This window comes from Labedaea rhizosphaerae (genome assembly GCF_004362825.1).
GTDB classification, from domain to species: domain Bacteria; phylum Actinomycetota; class Actinomycetes; order Mycobacteriales; family Pseudonocardiaceae; genus Labedaea; species Labedaea rhizosphaerae.
In genome coordinates, this window is record NZ_SNXZ01000005.1 from 292,217 (window position 1) to 308,498 (window position 16,282).

The window sequence follows — 16,282 nt, forward strand, 5'->3', positions numbered from 1 at the left end:
GGCTGACCCCCGACCCCGCCAGCACGAAGGAGCCCGGCCATGACCTACACGCCCGCTGGACAGGGCTTCCTCGCCGAGAGCGAGGCCTTGCAGACCGCGGCCAACAGCCACATGCCCAAGCAGGTGTCCGCTTTGGACAGCATCAAGTCGTTGCTGACCGGCCGCCAGGTGCCCGGCGAGGGCTTCGGCAAGGTGTCGGGCTCTCAGACGGCGTCCAGCGGGCACCAGACCAACGTGCAGGACGGCGCCCAGCGGCTGCGCGACGCCATGAAGCGCCTGAGCGACTGGATCGGTGGCGTCAACGACTCCGACGACGCCTACCGCCAGAACGACCAGCAGCGGGCGCAGCAGACCGACGACATCGCGCAACCCGTGCGCGTCGCCCAGAACGCCGGCCCGACCTCGCAGAACGGCTACCCGGTGGACCCGCCGCGCAGCTCGCGCACCGTGCCGGGCACCGGCGTGCGGCTGAACGTGGCCAACGGCGACGCCGGCGACGTGCTGGTCCACGTGGCCGACGAGTTCAACCGGCGCGTGGAGAACATCGACCAGAACGCCCCGACCGGCGAAGCGGACGACTGGGGTTACGCGCACCGCAACGTCCGCGGCAGCAGCACCACCATCTCCAACCACGCGAGCGGCACGGCGATCGACCTCAACGCCGGCAGCCACCCGCGCGGGGTCCCCGTGGCGAACACCTTCACCCCCGCCCAGATCGACGAGATCCACAACATCGTCAACGAGACCGGCGGCGTCGTTCGCTGGGGCGGTGACTACCAGCACGCCCCGGTCGACGGCATGCACTTCGAGATCGTCGGCACGCCCGACCAGGTCGCCGCGTACGCCCAGCAGCTGCGCAACGCCCAGCAGCACCAGCAGCCGGCCCAGTAGCCGGCATGGAGCCCACCCCTGGTCGCGGTTACGAGGTCACGCCCGACCTCGTGATGGCGGCCGCGACCAGGGACCTGCCGGCCCAGGTGGCGGCGTTCGCCGAAGTAGCCAAAAAGGTCGACGCCCACCGCCTGCCGGCGGGAGCGTTCGGCAACGTAGAAGCCTCCGCCACCGCGGCGAACGCCCACGTGGATTTCCTGGAGAGCAGCCGAACCCGCTTCGCGCTGACCGACGAGCACCTGAACACCATGATCGCCGGGATGAAGCTGGCCGCCGCGGCGATCCAGCGCTTCGACGCGAACAACGCGGCCCGGATGAACGCAAAGCCCTGAATGTCCCACTCGGGACGCTGAGCGCCTCGAATGGGTCATTCATGGCAGTCGCTTCAGGGCCGCCAGCCGCGGGCCTGTCCACGCCGATAAACCCGCACGGCGACAACCGCCAAAACCCCCAGCACCACACCGCCGACAGCGAGCCAGCCCGGCGCCCGGTCGTGCGGTGCGGGCTCGACCGCCGCCGCCGCGGGCACGATGAACTCCGGCCGGCTGTCGCCCTCCCGCTCCCCCGGTAGCTCCGCCGTGACCGCGGCGGTCACGTCCAGCATCCCCCAGCCCAGCTTGGGATCCCGCCCACCGCTCGGCGGCCGGTTCGCCGTGGCGATCAGCCGGTTGGCCACCTGCTCGGGGTTCAGCCCCGGCCGGTAGGACCGCACCAACGCCACTGCCCCGGCCACATAAGCGGCTCCCGAATAGATCGGCGGGTGATCACCGAGCCCCCAGATCTGCCCCACCCCAGCGGTTTTCGCCGACGTGCTCACCACATCCGCGCCCGGCGCGACCATGGTGATGTAGTCCCCGGACTCGGTCTGCAACGGCGCGCCCTTGTCGTCGACGGCGCCCACCCCGATCACCCCGGGCAAGGCCGTCGGGTACGTCTTCACGCCCTGCTGGGTCCCCATGGCCGGCGACACGACGACGACCCCGGCGTTGATCGCGTTGCGCACCGCGGTAGTCAGCGCCGGAGTGGTCCGATACGCCGGCAACACGACCAGGATCACGGTGGCCCCAGAGGAAACCGAGTTGGTGATCGCCGAGGCCAAGGCATTCGGATCCGGTTCAGCGTCGTTGCCGTTGGTCATCGCCTGGGTGTACTTCACGCCCAGCAACCGCGCGCCAGGCGCCATGCCGACGAACGTCGTGGCCGGATTCGGCTGTGCCGCAACGATTCCGGCGGCGAACGTGCCGCGACCGTCGCAGTCGTCGCCGCCCCCGCCGAGCACGGTGACCCGGCTGCCGAACTGCGGGTTGTGCGGGTCGACGCCGGTGCCGATCACCGCGACCGTCTGTCCCGCGCCGGTGGCGAGCGGCAGCACGTCCTTGGTTTCGGTGACCTTCTGCGACCACTTCGGCGGGTCCTTGTAGACCCCGGTCGGCGTCACGCACGGCGGCGCGGCCACGGCCACGGACGAGGCCGGCGCGACCAGCAGCCCCAGCACCACGCATACCAAACCCAAGGGCGCCAGGCGCTTCACCGCGGCACCCACAAGGTCACCCGGGTGCCGACGCCCGGTTCGGACACCACCGCACCCGTGCCGCCGACCTCCCGCATCCGCGCGACGATCGACTCGCGGATGCCGAAGCCCGGCGGCCGGTCGCGGGCGTCGAAGCCACTGCCCTCGTCCCACGCCTCCACCGCGATCCCACCGTCCCGTTCGGACACCCGCACCCGCGTGCGGTCCACCCCGGCGTGCTTGACCGTGTTGCGCAACGCTTCCCGCAACGCCTCGCGCACCGCCGCCTGCCTCGGCTCCGGCAGCACGCCGTCGACCTGGGCGGTCAGCTCGACCCGCAGGCCCTCACCCGCGAAGTCGGCCAGCACCCGGTCGATGTCGTGGCCGAGGCCGATGACCTGGTCGGTGCGCTGCGTGCTCGCGAGTCCCCGGCGCAACACGGTGGCCTGCGCACGGGCCACACGGCGCAGTTCGGCGAGCTTCGTGGCCGCACGCGATTCGTCCGAGGCCGTGGCCAGGCCGAACGCCTCGAACGTCGGCAGCACCGAATCGTGCAGGAACCGGTTCGTCGCGACCCGTTCGCGGGCCCGCCCGGCACGCAGCCCCGCGCCGTACGCCGTCCAGCCCGCCACCGCGGCCCCGAGCAACGCACCGCAGGCGAGCGCGAAGAGCTCCATGGGCGCTCAGGCGGGCAACAAAGAGTCGTTCGAGCTTCCGTGGTCCACGTATCCCCGGCCGATCGCGTAGCGGGTCAGCTCGGACCGGCGCCGCAGCCCGGTCTTGTCCCTGATCCTGTCCAAATAGGAGCGGACGGTCCGCACGCTGATGTGCAGCGCGTCGGCGATGTCCTGGTCCCGCTCCCCCGCCGCCACCTTCGCCAGCACCTCGATCTCGCGCACGGAGAGTTCCGGGTACTTCGCGCGCGAGGCCGAGGTGTCCAGCACGAACGACGCCACCGTGGGTGAGATGTAGCGCCGTCCGGCGGCGATCTCCCTGATCGCCCGCAGGATCTCCGTGGCGTCGGCGTCCTTGCAGAGGTAGCCGCGGGCGCCCGCGTCCATCGCGCCCAAGACCTGCGTCCGGCCCGCTTGTGCCGAGATGACCAGCACCTTGTGCCCCAACCGGACGACCTCCATCACCGCTGCCGCGTCCTGCACCCCCGGCAGATTCAGGTCGAGCAGCACCACACTGCCCTGCCGTTGTCGGCGCGCCGCGAACTGCGTGACCGACTCCGCGACGGCGTCCAGCTCGATGTCGGGCTCCTCCTGGAGCAGCCCGGCCAGCGCCGTGCGGTAGAGCGGGTGGTCCTCGACGACCCCGACCGGAATACCCGCGGTTGCCATCGCTCCTCCCCGAAGGTGCGGCGTCAGTGCGTAGTGGTGCTGCACCAGAATGTAGCCAGGGTCACCCCGAGATGATGGTGGTTGTTTGTCCCCGAATCGTGGAAACAGGTGGTCGACAAGTCACCGACAAGCGGTCACCAAGAGGTGTCACAACTCGTCGACGTCGACGTGGCCGTCTTGGATCAGGCGCGCGACAAGCGCGGCCTTGGTCGGGGCCTCCCGGCCGACCTTGGCGTACTTGAGCCGCACCCGCTCCAGGCAGTGGTTGACCCGCGAGGCCGTGATGCCCAGCCGCTTGGCCACCATCTCCTTGGACTCGCAGTGGAACCACTCCAGGAGCACTTCCTTCTCCCGGGGCGCGAGCGTCGGCCGGTTTGGACGGTCGTCGGTGCCGAAGGCGCCGGAGAGCATCGGCGGCGTGTAGGTGCCGTGCGTGGCGGCCGCCTGGATGGCCGCGACGAGGTGCTCCTCGCCCTCGGCCTTCGTGAGGTAGGTGAACGCCCCGATGTCCATGCAGGTCAGCATCGTCTCGCGGTCGGTGCGTCCGCTGTAGACGACGACCTGGCGGCCGGCGTCGACCAGCCGCTTGAGGTCGGCGTAGGCGGGGCCGGTGCGGTCGAGCTGCATGTCGAACACGACGACGTCGGCCGAGCCACCCGGGTCCAGCCACGCCACCGCGACCGACGGCCCGGCGTCGACGACCTTGATCGGCGGGTCCGCCAGCGCGCACCACGCGCGGATCCCCGCGATCACCACGGAGTGGTCGTCCACCACGACAACGGAGATCATGTCCCGCCTCGCCAGGTCGTCTGGATCCACAGCCGGTCGCCTTCCTCAACGACCGCGGTGCGGACGCCGTCACGGTCGGGGGCCGGAACGGCGTAGGGCGTGCGAGCCGCGACCACGCTGACCGTCACCGACTCCTGGGCGCCGTCCGTGCCGTCTCCACCGTCGGTGCCGACCGTACCGACCATGGTCAGCCGCACCTTGCCCCGCGCGGTCGCGAGCACCGCGACGGCGGGCTCGGTCAGCATCCGGCGGGCCTGGATCGGCACCTTCGGCCGGTTGCCGTACTCGGCGAAGGACACGGAGACGCCGTTGCGTTCGGCGAGCTCGATGCACGCCCGCAGCTCGTGCAGCAGCGGGTCGGCCTCACCGGCCGCCTCCACGAAGAGCCTGCGCATCCGCGTCGCCTCCACCGCACACGCCCGGCGCACCGCGTCGTCGGCCGGGTCGAGCCTGCCGGAGGCGAGCCCGTCCAGCAACGGCACGGTCGTGTCGGCCAGTGCCGCCCAGCGCTCCTTGCGGTCCTCGTGCAGTGCCCGCTCGACCGCCTCGGCCGTGCGCAGTTGTTCGGCCTCGCGGGCCGCCCGCGCGGCGGGCGCGGCGATCGACCGCAGGACCGCGGCGATCATACCGACGGCGAACTGGAACGAGAGGACCAGCAGCACGGCGTTCACGGTGCCGGCCACGGTGACCGCGGCGTGCCCGAAGATCAGCGAGTCCGCGTACGTGAGCACGTACTGCGCGACCACCGCGCTGACGAACACGGCGACCGGGGAATCCAGCAGCAGCAACGCGACCCACCACGCGGCGTCGCCCTCGGCCCAGTGCGCCACGCCGAGCCGGTGTTCGGCGGACACGGCCTGGGTGGCGAGCACGGACAGGCCCAGGGCCAGCGCCAGCAACGGCCAGCGCCACCCGCCGAGCGGGCGGTCGCGCTGGGTCGAGATCCCGGCGACCACGGTGATCCCGAGGAACCCCGCGAGGGCGACGACCTGGGCGACGACGGAGTCGTAGGCGTCGAGGTTGGCCAGCAGCTTCGGCACGTCCAGCAGCAGCAGGATGATCGCGCTCATCCCGACCACCGACCAGCGCAGACCCTTGCCGTAGTTGGCGGCGATGATCTCGGTGTCGATCGGGTCGGTCAGCCTGATCGGCCCGCTGCTGTGGGAACTCTGGCCGTGGGTCCCGTGGCTCAGCGGCCAGGTCATCCGCACGGTCGTGCCGACGCCGGGCTTGCTGGTCACCGTCGCGTTGCCGCCGATGCGGGCCATCCGCGCCACCAGCGAGCGCGTCACGCCGTGGTGGTGCCCGGAGATCGACGCCGGGTCGAAGCCGCGGCCGTGGTCGGTCACCTCGATGACCACGTCGCCGCCCTCGACCGCGACGGTCGTGGTCGCCTCGTCGGTGCCCGCGTGGCGCAACACGTTGGTGAGGGCTTCGCGGGTGCCGTGGCAGAGCATCACCGCGTCCAAAGCGGGCACCCGCAACGACTCGACGCCGTGCCAGCGCACCCGCAGCGGGCTCTGCCGGACGACCTCGCGCAGCATCGGGACCAGGTCGACCTCGCTGCCGGGCACGGCGGCCGGCCCCCGGATCGCCTCCAGGTCGCGGGCGGCCTGCTCGGCCAGCCACTCCTGGCGCCCCGCGACGACGCCGGCGCCGACCATGAGCAGCGTCGCCGACGCGGTGTCGTGCAGCGTCGCGAGGTATTCGTTCTCGTCGACGCGCCGGGCGTTGGCCAGCGCCGTCCGCGTGCGCAGCCGTTCCTCGCGGGCGACCTGTTCGTCGGCGGTCCGCGCGCGTCCGCGCACCAGGCGGTAGATGCCCCACGACAGCGCGGCCTCGACGATCAGCCAGAGGTGCAGGGCCGCGCCGCCGAGGAACAGTTCGGGCTGCGCCATCGTCTGGCCGGCGATGTAGGCGGCGGTGACCGCGGCGGTCAGCAGCGCCAGGCCGAGCGGGCCGGTCACCCACGGGTAGGCGACAACGGCGATCTCCGCGGCCACCTGCACCCAGTTGAGCAGGGCGCCGTCTTCGCTGGTGTGCGGGAGCACCGTGGTCCACGTCTGGGACAGGCAGATCGCGCAGATGACCGCGACGTCGAGCGGCACCAGCCAACGCCGCGACGTGCCGCCGTCCTCGGTGCAGGTGCGCAGGCGTTCGCGGGCGAACCAGAGCTGCCACGCGTTCAGGCCGAGCACGACCGCCGCCGTGCGCCACCACACCGGCCCCGGCTCGAGCACGAGCGAGACCAGGCTGGCCACACCGGACACGATCAGCCGCAGGATCAGGGCGTACTTGAGGCCCTGACGCAGCAGCAACCGCTCGGCGGGTCCCATCAGGTCGGCACCGTCCGCGCGGCCGCGTTCGGGTCGAGCGTGACGCCGGTGGGGAACAACGCCAGGACGTCGGGCGAGACGCCGACCTTGGGCGCGCCGCCGTAGCCGAGGGCGGCGAGCGCCTTCTCGTCGACCACTGGGTACTTCTTGCCGGTGTCGGTGATGACGTACACCGTGCCACTCGCCGCGCCGGGCGTCGGCTGCGACTCCACCACCGCGCCCATGCCGCCGGGCACCGAGACCTCGGTGGCCGCCTTGGCCTTCGGGTCGGTGAGGATCGGCGGGCTGGCCAGCGCCAGGGTGCCGTGCCCGACGGTCACCTCGGTCCCGGTCGTGCAGACGACCGACGACTGGTCGACGGTCACGGTCACCGGGTGGAAGCGGGGGTAGCCGGTGGACTTCGCCGCCGAGCGGGGCGCGGCGGCGACGTCGGCGGCCGCGACCGGCAGCGGTTCGGGCACCCGGCCCGGGTAGGCCGCGCCCGCGTGCGCGGCGCCCAGCGCGAGCCGCGCCTCGGTCTCGGTGACCACCGCGAGGCCGTCGGGGCGCACCAGGTAGTAGCCGCCGCCGGTGGTGAGCACCTGGCCGATCCGGGTCGCCTGCCCGCCGACCGCCGGGCCCTGCGCGCCGGCCTGCGGCACGTCGATCGTGCCCAGGTCGCGGCCCGCGGGAACCGTGTTGAGCCACTCCGGCGAGACGGTGAGCACGTCGGCGGAGTCGTAGCCGAGCGCGGTCACCGTGGCCTTGTCGGCCAGCTTGTAGCGGTGCCCGCCGGTGATGAGGTACTGGCGGTCGCCGTCCAGCCGGGCCAGCAGGCCCTGCCCGTCGCGCAGCACCGAACCGGCCGGGTCCTGTCCTAACAGGACGGTCGAGATCGGCGGGGCGCCGGCCGGGCGGTCCGGTGACGTGCGGCTGCACCGGGTCCACGGGCCGGACACCAGGCGGTCCGGCTGCGGCAACGACGCCGGCGCACCGGCCAGGCCCACGCCTTCGCCGCGCGGCACGTCCCGCAGCGACTTGGCCGGGACCACCACGGTCTTGGTGCCGTCACCGCCCGCGAGCAGCCGCGCCGAGGCGTAGTTGAGGACCGGGTGCAGGGCGTCGTCCGCGCCGAGGATGAACAAGGCGCCGGTCTCCTGCTCGACGATCACCTGGCCGCCCTGGCGCCACTCCTGCGCGCGGCTCGGGGTGAGCAGACCGATCACGCCGAAGACGGCGGCGGCGAGCAGGGTGCCGGCCAGGCCGAGGACCACGCCGAGCACCAGCCGCTTGGAGGGCGACGTGGGGTGGTTGGCGTCGGCCGCGACGAGTGCGGAGACCAGACGCCTGCGCAGGAACTGGTATGCCTGAATCTGATCCCGCTGAGTCCACACCCGGCACTGCTCCTCTTTGCGAGCTTGATGGCACGCTCGGTACGCGACATAATACCGAGAAGCATTATTGCGTTGGCAATATCTCACCAGGGATTGGCGAACGGTGCGTATCTGATGGTGATGACGGCAAGTCCGCGCGTCCCGGCCCGGCCTCACGGCGCCGGTCGGCGGCTACCCTGGATCCTGCCGGTTTCCGCAGGTCAGATCGCCGTTTGGCAACTGGCCGTGACCGCCGTTCTGGCAACACTCTTTCCCGACGGCGAGCTCACCGTGCTCACCGTCGTGGTCATCGTCGCCGCCCTCGTCGCGATCGCGGCCAGCTCGGTGCGGATAGGCGGCCAATGCGGTGCGCAATGGCTCGCCATTTACCTCAAATACCTGGCACGCCGCAAGGGTAAAAATGCCGACACGGCCACCCCGGTCCGCGCACTCGAACCGGACCTGACCATTCACACCCACGTCGACCGGGCCGGTAACCGCGTCGGCGTGGCCACGATCGGCGAGGAAGAGGGCTACAGCGTCACGATCCGGCTGGCGCCGACCGTCCACCCGGACCCGGACCGGCTGCTCCTGGTGCTGCACAAGGCATTCGAGCGCACCGACATCCCGTTGGCGGCGGCGCAGCTGGTGGTGTGGTCGGTGCCCGCGGCCTCGGTGAGCCCGAACCCGATCAGCGTCTACTGGCTCGCCGTGCGCTACCAGCGCGAGGACGCGCCGTGGGCCGCGCTGGCCCGCGGCGACGGCCGCGACGGCGCGTTCAAGGCGGCGTCGAGCGCGGCGCTGCGGTTGGTCAGCGACCTCGCCGAGCTCGGGTACGACGCGTCCGTGCTGGACACCTTGGACCTGCACAATGAGCTGGTGGTCTCGGTCGGCGCCGGCCAGGACTCCCTGTTCGCCAAGACGGTCGGCTACGAAGCCGCCGAGACGTGGCGGTACTGGCGCATCGGCGACCAGCGCCAGGCGTGCCTGCTGACCCGCTCCCCCGGCGACGTCGCCGCGGTGATCGGCCGGTGCGCGCCCCGCAGCATGTTCACCTGCGTCGCGTACACGTTGCGGCGCAACGCGCAGGGCGAGCCGAAACCGGCCGCGACGGTCCGCATCGGACTGCACCGCGGCCGGTCCGGTGTGGACGCCGAACAACTCGCCGCGCTCGGCGTACCCCTGGTGCCCGCCAACGGCAGGCACGCCGAGCACGTCCGCGCCACCCTGCCCGTGGCGATCAGCTGACCTGCTCCTGCGCGTTCACCGGACTCGAACCCCAGCCGGGCATAGCCGAGACCGAGGTCAAGCTGCGCGAACGGCCGCCGTGGCGATCCTCACCGGCCACCTGAACCGCGCTTTCCCAGCGCGCTGGCAACCACCCATGTCATGATGCCGAACGCACGCACCCGCGTGCACACAGAGCATCCACTGGGGGATATCTGTCATGGGCGACCCGTCCAACGAATACGCGATCGATGCGGACGCCTTCCGGCGTGCCATCGACCTCTGGCTCACACCGGTGATCGACCGGCTGAAGCAGAACAACGACTCGTACACCAACGCGTACAACACCATGAACTCCGCCGGGTCGACGCCCGGCTGGGTCAGCGGGTACGGGCACGGTGACGTGCTCAGCGCGAGCCAGTCGTTCCTCAACCAGGTCGGCGCGGCGATCGAGTTCCTGCGCATCGACCAGGGTCAGGTCATCGACTCGCTGAGCACCTACCGGGACATGGCGCTCAAGCACATCGCATGGGCCGAGCGGACCGACGCCGAGCACGCGCAGAACTTCACCAACATCGCCAACAACCTGGGACAGGGGAACTGACATGACCCTGCCTCCCGGCCGCGGGCCGATCCCGGTCCCGGGCATCAACGCCGACACCGACCCCGAGCTGGCGAAAGCCGCCGGCGAGCTGAACGCCTGGGTCGACTACCTGTCCAACCCGCAGACCAACAACGGTCCGCGCATCTACCGGCCCACCGTCGAGAAGAACATCAGCGGACAGACGCTGATCGACGTACCGGTCTTCTCCCCGGACAACCGGGAGGGCGACCCGGACTACCGGGCGGTGTCCGCGCTCGACGGCTTCGCCACCATGCCGGACCAGTTCTTCATCTTCGCCAAGGCGATCGCGGGCATCAACGAGGCCACGATCAGCCAGGGCTACGACATGCTGACCAAGGGCTGCTTCACCTTCCCGCCGCCCGCCGACCACGTCGACACCCAGCCACCGCCGAACGCGACGGCCGAGAAGCCCGTCCGGGACGGCGACCTGTACGACGAGCTCGGGCAGATCCGCATCGACTGGTTGTCGATGCGCTACGGCTGGACGGCCACCGAGCACCTGGACGCGCAGCTCTTCGAGGACGACCTGATCCGGTTCCAGGTTTACGTCGAGAACGGCTTCCTGCGCATCGCCGAGACGCTCGTGAAGTACCGGATGATCTACAAGAAGGCCAGCGAGGCCATGGCCAAGCAGATGGACGGGCTCACCAAGCGGTTCGCCGACTACGGGAAGGACGACGGCGCGCCCATCAACTGGACGTCGATCATCATCACCGGCATCGTCGAGCTGGTGTGCGCGGTCCTCACCGACGGCGTGTCCGCGGTGGTCCAGGCCTCGACCCTCGCCGCGGCCGGCGCGCAGATGGTCGGCGAGGGCGCGAAGGGCGCCACCTCGGCGGAAAAGCCCAAGGAAGAAGAAAACCCGATCGGCAAGCACGCGTTCCTCAAGGACACCGTGATCGATTACATGAAGAACATGACGAAGCTCGAGCAGGACACGGCGAAGGCGATCAACGATCTGGGGATGAATCTCCACACCCGCGTCAGCCAACTCGAGCAGGCGCGCCGGTACACCAACAAGAGCACCAACGCCTCGTCGGACATGGCGCCCCAGTTCATGGACTACGCCAAGAACTGGCGGGTGTGACGCTCCGCATCGCGGCCGTCGGCGCAGCCGCGGCGCTCGTGGGTGTCCTTCTCGCCGGCTGCGGCGAGAAGGACAGCCCGCCGCCCGGGCCGACGACGCGCACGGTCGCCACCACGTCGGCGTCGGCCGCGCCGGCGGAACTCGCGTCGTTCGTGGCGAGTCCCTGCTCAGTGCTCACCGACGCGCAACGCACGGCCCTGGACAAGAACGGTTTCACCGTCCGGGCCGGCACGGTCAAGGCGCACGCGCAGTCCCCGACGTGCCAGTACGGCGACCTGCAGCACCGGGAGACCGGCACCTTGTGGGTCACCGCCTTCGTGGTGACCGACGCCGGGCTGGCGGAGTTGACCGCGGACCACGCCAAGGGGCTCTCCCCCGAGTACTGGAAGCAGGGCACCTTGGCGAGCCACCCGGTGCTCTACTACACCGGACAGGGTTCCCCGGAGTTCTGCAGCGTCGCGATCGGTTTCACCGACCGGAGCTACGTCGGCGTCGAAGTGACGAAGTTCAACACCGACAAGCCGCGGGAAGACACCTGCAAGTCGACGACGGCGGTCGCGGAGCAGGTGCTGGCGACGATCACCGGCAGCGAGTAGGCGTCGCGCGGTTACAGTGGCCGCGTGGACGGGAGCAACGCGCCGAACCTGCTCGCCGTGTTGCGTGACGAGGGGCCGATGTCCCGGGTCGCGCTCGGTGAGCGGTTGGAGCTGCCGCGGGCGAAGCTGAGCGGCGAGCTCGGCCGGCTCGTCGAGGCCGGGCTAGTCGCGATCGGCGGCCCGGCGGCGAGCCGGGGCGGGCGGCGGTCCACGCTGGTGCACCTCGCGGACGACCTGCGATTCCTCGGCGTGGACGTCGGCGCGACCTCGGTGACCGTCGCCGTGACCGACGGGCGGTGCGAGGTGCTGGCCAGCGAAAGCCAGGATTGCCTTGTGCGCCAAGGGCCTGGGCCGGTGCTCGGGACCGTGCGCACGCTCGCCGACCAGGTGCTCGGCAAGGCACCCGGCCGGTTGCTCGGCGCCGGCATCGGGCTGCCCGGCCCGGTGAGCTTCCGAGAGGGCATGCCGGTCGCCCCGCCGATCATGCCCGGCTGGGACCGCTACCCGGTGCGTGACGAGCTGTCCGGGGCGTGGGGTTGTCCGGTCACAGTGGACAACGACGTGAACGTGATGGCCCTGGGCGAACGGCATGCTGGGGTCGCGCGGTCCCTGGACGACCTGATCTTCGTCAAGATCGGCACCGGCATCGGCTGCGGCATCGTGCTCGGCGGCCGGGTCTACCGCGGCGTTGCGGGTACGGCCGGCGACATCGGGCACATCCGCCTCGACGACTACGGCCCGGCGTGCGCGTGCGGCGAGGTCGGGTGCCTGGAGGCCTACTTCGGCGGCGCCGCGCTCGCCCGCGACGCGCTGACCCTCGCCCGCAGCGGTCGCTCCCCCGCGCTGGCCGAACAGCTCGAGCACGGCGGCACGCTGACCGCCAAGAACGTCGGCGAAGCGGCCGCCGCTGGTGACTTCGCCGCCGCGAACCTCGTGCGCGAGGGCGGGCGGCGGCTCGGGCACGTGGTCGCGTCGCTGGTCAGCTTCCTCAACCCGGGCATGGTCGTGATCGGCGGCGGGGTCTCGCAACTCGGCCACCCGCTGCTTGCCGAGGTGCGCAGCTCGGTCTACCGCCGGTCGCTGCCGCTCGCCACCGGCAACCTGCCGATCGTGCTGTCCGAACTCGGCACTCTGGCCGGCGTCACCGGCGCCGCCTGGTCAGCCACCGACCGCGCCTTCACCTGACCCGCACACCCCTCCGCGCGTGTCCCCCCTTCCGACCGCGCGTGTCCCCTCGTCCAGCCGGGTGTGTCCGCTTGTCCGGCTCGGTGTGCGCGCTGGTCCGGTTGGTTTCGGGGTGCGGGTCGAGTTGGGTGGGTTCGGTTTGACACGGGGACCCCCACGACGGCCCTTGCGGGCGCCAAAACGGGCAGGAAGGTGAGGCGCCCGCACCGCGCGAGTTTAGGGCCGTCGTGCCCCGTGTAAAACCGAACCCACGAGCGGCGGTTGGCGGCGGTTTGGCCTCGGGGCGGCCAAACGCGACTCCGCGTGGGACACGCCCGGCGGGAGCAGGGGACACGCTCTGCGGGAACGGGGGGACACGCCCGGCTGGACGAGGGGACACACCGGGTCGGAAGAGGGGACACACCCCGCCTGACTGTGGGACACGCCCGTTGTGCCGCGAAGGTGAGCGGAGAGAGTTTGGGACTGGTTCGGCAGACTTTTGTCGATTCTGATCGAAAGACCGTCGGAAGGATGCGGCCAAACGGCCTATTGCCGTCACGGGGGAGGCTCCCGCAAGCTCTCCTGTGATCGGACCCACCCACTTCGACCATCTCCCGAACGAAACGGATGTCGTGACCGAGCACCAGCCAGCGAGCCAGAACGGCCTGCGCCGCGGCAACCTCGCGCTCGTGCTGCGCGCGCTGCGCGCCCACGGGCCGCTCTCCCGCGCACAGCTCGCGGCCCGCTGCGGCCTGGCCAAGGCGACCGTCTCCAGCCTGGTCACCGACCTCGGCCTGCGCGGTCTCGTGCACGAGACCGGCGCGGCCGTCCCCGGTCAGGGCCGGCCCGGCCAACAGGTCGCGCTGCGGCCCGACGGCGCCCACGGCCTCGGCCTCGACGTGCACGCCGACCACGTGGGCGTCGCCGTCATCGACCTCACCGGCGCCGTCGTGCACCAGGCGCGCGTCGCCCTCGACGTGCCGGCCGCCGGACCGGCCCGCGCCATGGACGCGCTCGCCGAGCTGGCCCGGCAGGTCGGCCAGGAACCGGTCGGCGTCACCGTCTCCGTGCCCGGTCTGGTCGACACCGACGCGGGCGCCGTCACGATCGCGCCCCGGCTGCGCTGGCAGGGCGTCGCGGTCGCCGACGAACTGGCCGCGCGCACCGGGTTCGCCCTGGACCTGATCGCGGTCGGCAACGACGCGAACCTCGGTGCCCAAGCCGAGTCCGAGGCGATGCCGAACGTGCACGACCTCGCCTACGTCAACGGCGACTTCGGCGTGGGCGGCGCGTTGGTCGCCGACGGCCGCCTGATCCGCGGCAGCCTGGGTTACGCCGGCGAGATCGGGCACATGCCCATGGACCCGTTCGGCGCGACCTGCTCGTGTGGACGGCGCGGCTGCTGGGAGTCCCAGGTCGGGCTCGCCGCGCTGCTGCACGCCTGCGCCGATCCCACCGACCCCGTGCACGACCCGTCCCTGGACCTCGCCAGCCGGATGCGGCTGATCCGCGAGCGCGCCGAGCAGGGTGACCGGCGCACGCTGGATGCCTTGCACGCCACCGGGTCCTCGCTGGCCATCGGTGTGTCCATTGTGGTCAACCTGGTGAACCCGGCGGTCGTGGTGCTGGGGGGCTACTTCGCGGCGCTGCCCGAGTGGCTGATCGAGCCGGTCCGCGACCAGGTGGTGGCCACGACCCTGGCCCCCGGCGGCGGTGGCGTGCGCATCGTGGGCTCACGGCTCGACTTCGCCGAGGCAGCCGCCCTCGCCGGATTGCGCCGGGTGTTCGCGGACCCGGCGATCGTGCCGATGCGCGAGGAGGCGCCAGCATGAGCGAGTCACCGAACCCCGAATCGCTGCTCACCATGACCGGCATCGTCAAGGCGTTTCCCGGCGTGCGGGCGCTCGACGGCGTCGACCTCGACGTGCTGCCCGGCGAGGTGCACTGCCTGCTCGGCCAGAACGGGGCGGGCAAGTCCACGCTGATCAAGGTGCTGTCGGGTGCCCACCAGCCGGACGACGGCGTGATCACCTGGCGCGGCGAGCCGGCGACGCTGGGCTCGCCGGTCGCGGCGCTGCGCCTCGGCATCGCCACGATGTACCAGGAGCTCGACCTGGTCCCCGGGTTGTCGGTCGCGGAGAACATCTTCCTGGGCAACGAACCCGCCAGTTTCGGCTTCACCAAGCGGCTTGCCATGCGGGGCGCCGCCCGCGACCTGCTGCGCCGCCTCGGCCACCCGGAGATCCCGCCCGGACGCGAGGTCGGGTTGCTGTCCTCGGCCGGCCAGCAACTGGTGTCGATGGCCCGCGCGCTCGCCCACGACGCCCGCCTGATCGTGATGGACGAGCCGACCGCCGCGCTCGCCGCCGACGAGGTGGACAACCTCTTCCGGATCGTCGCCGAGCTGACCGCCGAGGGCGTCGCGGTCGTCTACATCTCCCACCGCCTCGACGAGATCCGCCGCATCGGGCACCGGGTCACCGTCCTCAAGGACGGCCGCACGGTCGCCGCCGGCCTGCCCGCGAACACGCCGACCAGCGAACTGGTGAACCTCATGTCCGGGCGGATGGTGGAGACCGTCTTCCCGCGCCGTGATGTGTCCACAGTGGACGAGTCGCGCGAGGTGCTGCGGGTCGAGGGGCTGACCCGCGAAGGCGAGTTCGCCGACATCGGCTTCACCCTGCACGCCGGGGAGATCGTCGGGATCGCCGGGCTGGTCGGCGCCGGGCGCAGCGAGTTGCTGGAGACGGTGTTCGGCGCGCGCAAGGCCGACGCGGGCACCGTGATGGTGAACGGCAAACCCTTGCGGCCGGGCAGCGTGCCCGCCGCGGTCGCCGCCGGGATCGGGCTCGCGCCGGAGGAGCGCAAGAGCCAGGGCCTGCTGCTCGACCAGTCCGTGGCCGACAACGTGACGCTCGCGAGCCTGCCCGCGTTCAGCCGCGCCGGGTTCACCGAGCGCGGCAAGGAACTGCGCACGGCCCGCGCCACGCTCGAACGCCTCGACCTGCGTCCCGCGGACCCGCGGCGGATCGCCCGCACGCTGTCGGGCGGCAACCAGCAGAAGGCCGTGGTCGCGCGGTGGCTGGTGCGCGACTGCTCGGTGCTGCTGCTCGACGAGCCGACCCGCGGCGTGGACGTCGGCGCCCGCGCCGAGCTCTACCGGCTGATCCACCAGCTGGCCGCGGCCGGAGTCGCGGTGCTGCTGGTCTCCAGCGAGGTGCCCGAGGTGCTCGGGCTCGCCGATCGCGTGCTCGTGATGCGTGAGGGCCGGTTGCTCACCGAGGCACCCGCCGCGGAGCTGACCGAGGCGGCCGTGCTCGACCTGGTGATGGAAGGCAGCGAGGTGATGACGTGACAGCGTC

The 16,282-nt window shown here is 71.6% G+C and carries 15 protein-coding genes; 9 read left to right on the forward strand and 6 right to left on the reverse strand.

Going from position 1 to position 16,282, the window contains the following annotated elements:
* Positions 1-39 precede the first annotated feature (39 nt).
* Positions 40-891 (forward strand): M15 family metallopeptidase, encoded by an 852-nt coding sequence (locus EV186_RS28000; RefSeq protein ID WP_133852440.1) that lies wholly within the window; start codon positions 40-42, stop codon positions 889-891.
* A 5-nt stretch (positions 892-896) separates the two neighbouring features.
* Positions 897-1,223: a hypothetical protein gene (locus tag EV186_RS28005; RefSeq protein WP_133852441.1), complete on the forward strand. Its 327-nt coding sequence runs from the start codon at positions 897-899 to the stop codon at positions 1,221-1,223.
* Between the two features lie 53 nt (positions 1,224-1,276).
* Here the strand turns inward: EV186_RS28005 and EV186_RS28010 are convergent, their stop codons facing one another.
* The 6 genes from EV186_RS28010 to eccB all read right to left on the reverse strand — a co-directional run bounded on the left by EV186_RS28010 (position 1,277) and on the right by eccB (position 8,242).
* Positions 1,277-2,422 carry a S8 family serine peptidase gene (locus EV186_RS28010; RefSeq protein WP_243754324.1) on the reverse strand — a complete coding sequence of 382 codons (1,146 nt, stop codon included), beginning with the start codon at positions 2,420-2,422 and terminating at the stop codon, positions 1,277-1,279.
* Positions 2,419-3,078, reverse strand: coding sequence for a sensor histidine kinase (locus EV186_RS28015; RefSeq protein ID WP_133852442.1), 660 nt, complete (start codon positions 3,076-3,078; stop codon positions 2,419-2,421). Before EV186_RS28015 ends, EV186_RS28010 begins: the two co-directional genes overlap by 4 nt.
* Before the next feature lie 6 nt (positions 3,079-3,084).
* Entirely contained in the window at positions 3,085-3,744 is a 660-nt protein-coding gene (locus EV186_RS28020; RefSeq protein ID WP_133852443.1) for a response regulator, read from the reverse strand.
* A gap of 147 nt (positions 3,745-3,891) precedes the next feature.
* Complete coding sequence (locus EV186_RS28025; protein WP_133852619.1) at positions 3,892-4,533, reverse strand: response regulator; 642 nt, start codon at positions 4,531-4,533, stop codon at positions 3,892-3,894.
* On the reverse strand, positions 4,530-6,869 hold the full coding sequence (locus EV186_RS28030) for a sensor histidine kinase (RefSeq protein WP_133852444.1): 2,340 nt from the start codon (positions 6,867-6,869) through the stop codon (positions 4,530-4,532). Before EV186_RS28030 ends, EV186_RS28025 begins: the two co-directional genes overlap by 4 nt.
* On the reverse strand, positions 6,869-8,242 hold the full coding sequence (gene eccB / locus EV186_RS28035; protein WP_133852445.1) for a type VII secretion protein EccB: 1,374 nt from the start codon (positions 8,240-8,242) through the stop codon (positions 6,869-6,871). Before eccB ends, EV186_RS28030 begins: the two co-directional genes overlap by 1 nt.
* Before the next feature lie 225 nt (positions 8,243-8,467).
* Here eccB and EV186_RS28040 point away from each other — a divergent pair, with 225 nt between their 5' ends.
* The 7 genes from EV186_RS28040 to EV186_RS28065 all read left to right on the forward strand — a co-directional run bounded on the left by EV186_RS28040 (position 8,468) and on the right by EV186_RS28065 (position 16,275).
* Entirely contained in the window at positions 8,468-9,469 is a 1,002-nt protein-coding gene (locus EV186_RS28040) for a type VII secretion protein EccE (RefSeq protein ID WP_166659371.1), read from the forward strand.
* Between the two features lie 199 nt (positions 9,470-9,668).
* Positions 9,669-10,052 carry a hypothetical protein gene (locus EV186_RS28045; protein ID WP_133852447.1) on the forward strand — a complete coding sequence of 128 codons (384 nt, stop codon included), beginning with the start codon at positions 9,669-9,671 and terminating at the stop codon, positions 10,050-10,052.
* A 1-nt stretch (position 10,053) separates the two neighbouring features.
* Positions 10,054-11,160 (forward strand): hypothetical protein, encoded by a 1,107-nt coding sequence (locus EV186_RS39100; RefSeq protein ID WP_166659372.1) that lies wholly within the window; start codon positions 10,054-10,056, stop codon positions 11,158-11,160.
* Positions 11,157-11,756 (forward strand): DUF3558 family protein, encoded by a 600-nt coding sequence (locus tag EV186_RS39105; RefSeq protein ID WP_166659373.1) that lies wholly within the window; start codon positions 11,157-11,159, stop codon positions 11,754-11,756. The genes EV186_RS39100 and EV186_RS39105 overlap by 4 nt, the downstream gene beginning before the upstream one ends.
* Before the next feature lie 78 nt (positions 11,757-11,834).
* Positions 11,835-12,941: an ROK family protein gene (locus tag EV186_RS28055; RefSeq protein ID WP_133852620.1), complete on the forward strand. Its 1,107-nt coding sequence runs from the start codon at positions 11,835-11,837 to the stop codon at positions 12,939-12,941.
* Positions 12,942-13,552: 611 nt separating this feature from the next.
* Positions 13,553-14,752, forward strand: coding sequence for an ROK family transcriptional regulator (locus EV186_RS28060; RefSeq protein ID WP_133852449.1), 1,200 nt, complete (start codon positions 13,553-13,555; stop codon positions 14,750-14,752).
* The gene (locus EV186_RS28065) at positions 14,749-16,275 is read left to right on the forward strand and encodes a sugar ABC transporter ATP-binding protein (RefSeq protein ID WP_133852450.1); all 1,527 of its coding nucleotides are present in this window, start codon (positions 14,749-14,751) and stop codon (positions 16,273-16,275) included. The genes EV186_RS28060 and EV186_RS28065 overlap by 4 nt, the downstream gene beginning before the upstream one ends.
* The last annotated feature ends 7 nt before the right edge of the window (positions 16,276-16,282 follow it).